This is a genomic window from Corynebacterium sp. (assembly GCF_012837295.1).
In the GTDB taxonomy this organism is placed as follows: domain Bacteria; phylum Actinomycetota; class Actinomycetes; order Mycobacteriales; family Mycobacteriaceae; genus Corynebacterium.
This window is the reverse complement of record NZ_DURI01000014.1, coordinates 1-4606: the sequence shown is the minus strand read 5'-3', so window position 1 is coordinate 4606 and position 4606 is coordinate 1. Positions and strand designations below refer to the sequence as shown.

Below are 4606 nucleotides of genomic sequence, written 5' to 3'. Positions count from 1 at the left end.
GATCCGCGGGGTCGCCGGCGGGGGCGTTCGCCGGGTTCTGGCCGGCCTCGGCGCGGACCCCGTCGTCGCCGGCACCAGCGGCCGCGTCGTCGTCGGTGCCGGACGTCCAGGCGTAGAGGCCCCAGCCCATCAGGCAGACGCCGATGAAGATGCAGATCATGGCCAGGCCGCGCAGGGGCATGCCGCCGCCGGTGTCGGCGGGGCGGCCCTCGCGGTCGTCCTCGCGGAAGTCGTCGTCGTAGTCGTCGGCGGGCGCATCCCGGAGGTCTGCGTCCCTGTCGTCGGCGCTGCGGTGGCGGCCGGGGCGGGGGAAGTTGCTCTGGTCATGTACGTCGGTCACGCCCCCATCGTAACGACCAATGCCCCTAACTGTTAAGTAAAGGTTGAGAGATGCTCCGCCGGCCGCTCCACCGCACCCTCCGTCTGGCCTACGCCGACCCGTCGCGAAGCCTCTGCAACCTGTGCACGGTGACGGGGTCCGCGGCCTCCGCCTCTGCGGTGTCCAGCAGCAGGTTCAGGCGCTGGTGGTACCGCACGGCGCCCATGCCGAACTCGGCGCGGATTGCCTCCTCGCGGCGCCCGGCCTGCCGGGGCCCGCGCCGCACGCTCGCCGACCACCGGCGCTCGAAGGCCAGCGCGCGGCGGAGGAAATCCTCGGCAGCGCTGGTCCCGTCCCTGTCGTCCCCGTCCATCCCTCCACTAAAGCACGGGGCGCCCGGGCGGCCGGAACCCGCCGCGTAGAATTGCCCCATGACCATCCTGCCCATCGTCGTCTGCGGCGATCCCGTCCTGCACAATCCGACCCGCCCCGTCACCGGCGACGTGTCGGAGCTGTCGGAGCTGATCGCCGACATGTACGAGACCATGGACGCCGCCAACGGCGTGGGCCTGGCGGCGAATCAGGTGGGCCGCGACCTGCGCCTGTTCGTCTACGACTGCCCCGACGAGTCGGGCGAGTTCCGGCGCGGCTGCGTGATCAACCCGGTGCTGGACACCTCGGAGATCCCCAAGGGCATGCCGGAGGACGACGGTTCGGACGACGAGGGCTGCCTCTCCGTCCCGGGACTGAGCTTTCCGACGGCCCGCGCCGAGCACGCCACCGTCACCGGAGTCGACGAAAACGGGGAGCCCGTCACGGTCGTCGGCACCGGCCTGCTGGCCCGCTGCCTGCAGCACGAGGTCGGCCACCTCGACGGTTTCCTGTACACCGACGTGCTGACGGGCCGGTGGAAGCGCCGTGCGAAGAAGGAGATCAAGCACGAGGGGTGGACGGTCGCGGGCATCACGTGGACGCCCGGCGTCGACGAGGATCCCTTCGGCCACGACGAGCCGGATTCGCTGGACAAGGGCCGGGAGGACGACGCGTGAGCCTTCCCGAATACCCGGAACAACCGGGCCTGCCCACTTCCCGCTGGGGCGTCGGCGACGTGGCGGTGGGCCGCCGCGTCATCGTTCGCCGCGAGCTGACCGCCGAGGAAGCCGCGGCGTCGGGCAAAAAGGTCACCGACGTCATCGGCCACGTGGAGTCGCTGGATCCGCTGATCGTGCGGCCATCGTCGAAAAGCCACGCCGGCCCCGGCGAGGAACCGGACGCGATCGACTTCACCCCGTACAACGTCCTGGTGGTCAAGGCGCTGCCGGACCAGGTGGTGCGCAACTCCGACATCCGCGCGGTGGAAACCGCCACGGCGAAGGCGTTTCCCGGCATCGAGCACACGTGGGCGGGCCAGTGGCTGATGCGCGCCGGCGACGGCATCACCGAGCGGTCCAATTCGGCGCTGCCCATCGGCCCGGGTGCGGGGACGTCGCCGGTGCCGCTCGACGACATCCGTGCCTTCTACGCCCGGCATGATCTGCCGGTGCGCATCGCCGTGCCCGACCGCATCTGCCGGCCCGCCGAGCAGCTGGTGGCGGGCGAGGGTTGGGAAATCGGGCCGGACATCATCGTCATGACGCGCTCCGCCGCCGACCTGCCGGAGGCGACCGCGCCGGAGTCGCTGCCGGGCATCCGGGCCGAGGTCCTCGACCAGCCCGACGAGGCCTGGCTGGACCTGTACCACTTCCGCGGCAAGGCCCTGCCCCGCCGGGCGCTGCAGCTGCTGCGCGAGGACATCGACGGCCGGATGTCCTTCGGGCGGCTGGTCGTCGACGGCGAAGCGGGGGAATCCCGCACCGTCGCGATCACCCGCGGCACGCTCACCGAATCCGGCGACGGCCGCCGCTGGCTGGGCTTTTCCGCCGTCGAGGTCGCCCCGGACCTGCGCCGCCGCGGCCTGGGCACGCTGATGGGCCTGCACATGATGCATTGGGGCGCGGCCAACGGCGCCGACGAATGTTACCTGCAGGTCGTCTCGGGCAACGACGCCGGCGTCGCCCTGTACCGCAGTCTCGGGTTCACCGAGCACCACCGCCACCGCTACGCGGTGTGGAACGGGTGAGGCGGGAACATTCCGCGTTCCCGCCGCATCTCACCGGCGACAGGCCATGAACCGCGTTCCCTCCGGGCGCGGACCATGGAATAATCCCCCTCCAGAAAGGGAGGTGCCATGTTCGACGACAACCATCCGGATCTGAATCTGGCCGAGACCGCGCCGATGCACCTCGACGACGACGTCTTCGACGGGCTGCTGGACTACGCCGTCAGCGCCGACGCCCACGGCGTCGACGATTCGATCGTGCCCGCCGACTCCCCCGCCGATGCGATGGCCGACGACGACCTCGATTCCATCGCCCTGGCCGACGACGCCGCGGACCCCCTCGACTCCCCCGCCGACGATTCGCCCGTCACCGCCGATGATTCACCTGCCACCGCCGGCAACGGCCACGGCGACCTCGACGATTTCGCCGGTGACCTCCCCGATGAGCTGATCGACGACCCGACGGCCGCGGCCCACGCCGACGACCTCGACGGTTTCGGCGCGGGCACGGTGGATGATGGGACCGCCGAGCCGTCGTCAAGCATCGGCGAAGCCGACCCCGAAATGGAGTGGTGACCCGCCCATGAGCCGCGACCGCGATGTGGAACTCGACCTGGTGGCCCGCGCCCGCGAGGGCGATTCGGGGGCGTTCCGGGAATTGGTGGCTCCGCACCGCGATCACCTGTGGGCCGTGTGCCTGTCCATCACGTCGCACCGGCAGGACGCCGAGGACGCGCTGCAGGACGCGCTCATCGCCGGGTGGCGCAATCTCGAGCGGTTCGAGGGCCACGCGCGGTTTTCCACCTGGATGCACCGCATCGCCGCCAACGCGGCCCTGATGCTGGTGCGCAAGCGCCGCGACACCCCCGACGCCGATGCCGGCGACGACGAGGTGGACCGGGCGCCGGGCGTCTCCGAACGCGTCACCACCGTCGACGTGGTCCGCTCCGCGTTGGCGACGCTGCCGCCGGAGTTCCGCGAGGCCGTGGTGCTGCGCGAATACGCCGACTTCACCTACCAGGACATCGCCGACCATCAGGGCGTAGCCGTGGCGACGGTGAAAACCCGCCTCAACCGCGGCCGCGCGAAACTGAAGGCGGCGCTGGTGGAGGCGGGCTTCGGCTGAGCGAAAAGCTCAGCGAACAACCGGGCCAAGGCCCGGCCCGGGAGCCTGGATCTCGCCTGGATCCGGCCTAGATCAGGCCCCGGTCCCGCAGGAACGCCCGGGCATCGTCGGCCGTTTCGAAGTGGCCGGACTCGTACACGTACCCGCCGGCGTCGTCGACGTAGTAGAAGTACGCGAACGACTCGCGGTCGTGGAGGTAGATGGCCTTCCCGTCCGCGTTGAGCAGCTCCTCGAGCTCGCTGGAGGAGCGCTTTCCGGCGCTGCGCACCACCTCGATGATGTCGGGGTTCGGCATCACGTCGAAGATGTTCGGGCCCCGGCCGTTTCCGACGTCGGACTCGTAGCCGCACAGGTACCCGGGCACCCGCTCGCCGCCCATTCCGATGCTCAACGACGTGTCCGTGGCGCTGCACTGCTGCAGGCCATCGGTCAGGCCATCGGGCAGGCGCTCATCGACGGCCGCCGTGGCCTCCTTGTAGTCCGACGGGCCAGGCATCGGGTTCGGCCACGGTGCGCCGGTCATGGCGACGCCGCCATCGTCGCCCGGGGAGGTGCTTTCCGACGCCCCCGTGGAGGTTCCACCGCCGTTGCCGTTGCCTTCGCCGCCTTCGTCGCCGCCGGACATGGCGGCCCAGGCGATGCCTCCGACCAGCAGCAGCGCGGCGATCGCGCCGATGGCGATCAGCGGCGTCTTCGAGTTCCCGGACTTGGTGCCGGAGGAGCTGGGCACCGCCGCGAACTGCTGCGGCTGGGATTGGTGCTGCTGGGCATTCTGCGGCCCGGGCTGCTGCCCGTAGGGATTCGACACCGGGCGGTACGGCTGCTGCGGCATCTGCGGCTGCGACTGCTGGAATTGCTGGGGCTGGAACTGCTGCTGCGGCTGGGGCTGAGTCGGCGGTTGTGCCGGCGCCGGTGACTGCGCCTGCGAGTGCGGGCCGACCGGCGGCATCGGCGACACCGCCATCGGGCCGGCGCCCGCCGCGATGGCACCGGGGGCGATCCACGTGGTGACGCCGGCGACGACATCATCGGCCCGGCGCGTCGGCCCCATCAGGGCGCCGCG

5 protein-coding genes and 2 pseudogenes are annotated in these 4606 nt (G+C 71.2%); 4 read left to right on the top strand and 3 right to left on the bottom strand.

Going from position 1 to position 4606, the window contains the following annotated elements; all coding sequences use genetic code 11:
* Together GX015_RS00470 and GX015_RS00465 are read right to left on the bottom strand one after the other, a co-directional pair.
* A pseudogene (locus tag GX015_RS00470) lies at nucleotides 1–340 on the bottom strand (hypothetical protein); the annotation flags it as partial.
* Between the two features lie 88 nt (nucleotides 341–428).
* Entirely contained in the window at nucleotides 429–692 is a 264-nt protein-coding gene (locus GX015_RS00465) for a DUF3263 domain-containing protein (RefSeq protein ID WP_046649572.1), read from the bottom strand.
* Between the two features lie 58 nt (nucleotides 693–750).
* On the opposite strand from GX015_RS00465, the gene GX015_RS00460 reads away from it, so the two are divergent.
* The 4 genes from GX015_RS00460 (at nucleotide 751) to GX015_RS00445 (ending at nucleotide 3543) form a co-directional block, all read left to right on the top strand.
* Complete coding sequence (locus GX015_RS00460; protein WP_291341962.1) at nucleotides 751–1368, top strand: peptide deformylase; 618 nt, start codon at nucleotides 751–753, stop codon at nucleotides 1366–1368.
* Nucleotides 1365–2438, top strand: coding sequence for a GNAT family N-acetyltransferase (locus GX015_RS00455; protein WP_196775545.1), 1074 nt, complete (start codon nucleotides 1365–1367; stop codon nucleotides 2436–2438). The genes GX015_RS00460 and GX015_RS00455 overlap by 4 nt, the downstream gene beginning before the upstream one ends.
* 108 nt (nucleotides 2439–2546) lie before the next feature.
* Complete coding sequence (locus GX015_RS00450) at nucleotides 2547–2993, top strand: hypothetical protein (RefSeq protein ID WP_291341959.1); 447 nt, start codon at nucleotides 2547–2549, stop codon at nucleotides 2991–2993.
* A gap of 7 nt (nucleotides 2994–3000) precedes the next feature.
* Nucleotides 3001–3543, top strand: a complete 543-nt coding sequence (locus tag GX015_RS00445) for a sigma-70 family RNA polymerase sigma factor (RefSeq protein WP_291341957.1) — start codon at nucleotides 3001–3003, stop codon at nucleotides 3541–3543.
* Between the two features lie 67 nt (nucleotides 3544–3610).
* Here the strand turns inward: GX015_RS00445 and GX015_RS00440 are convergent.
* Nucleotides 3611–4606 (bottom strand): annotated as a pseudogene (locus GX015_RS00440) (hypothetical protein); the annotation flags it as partial.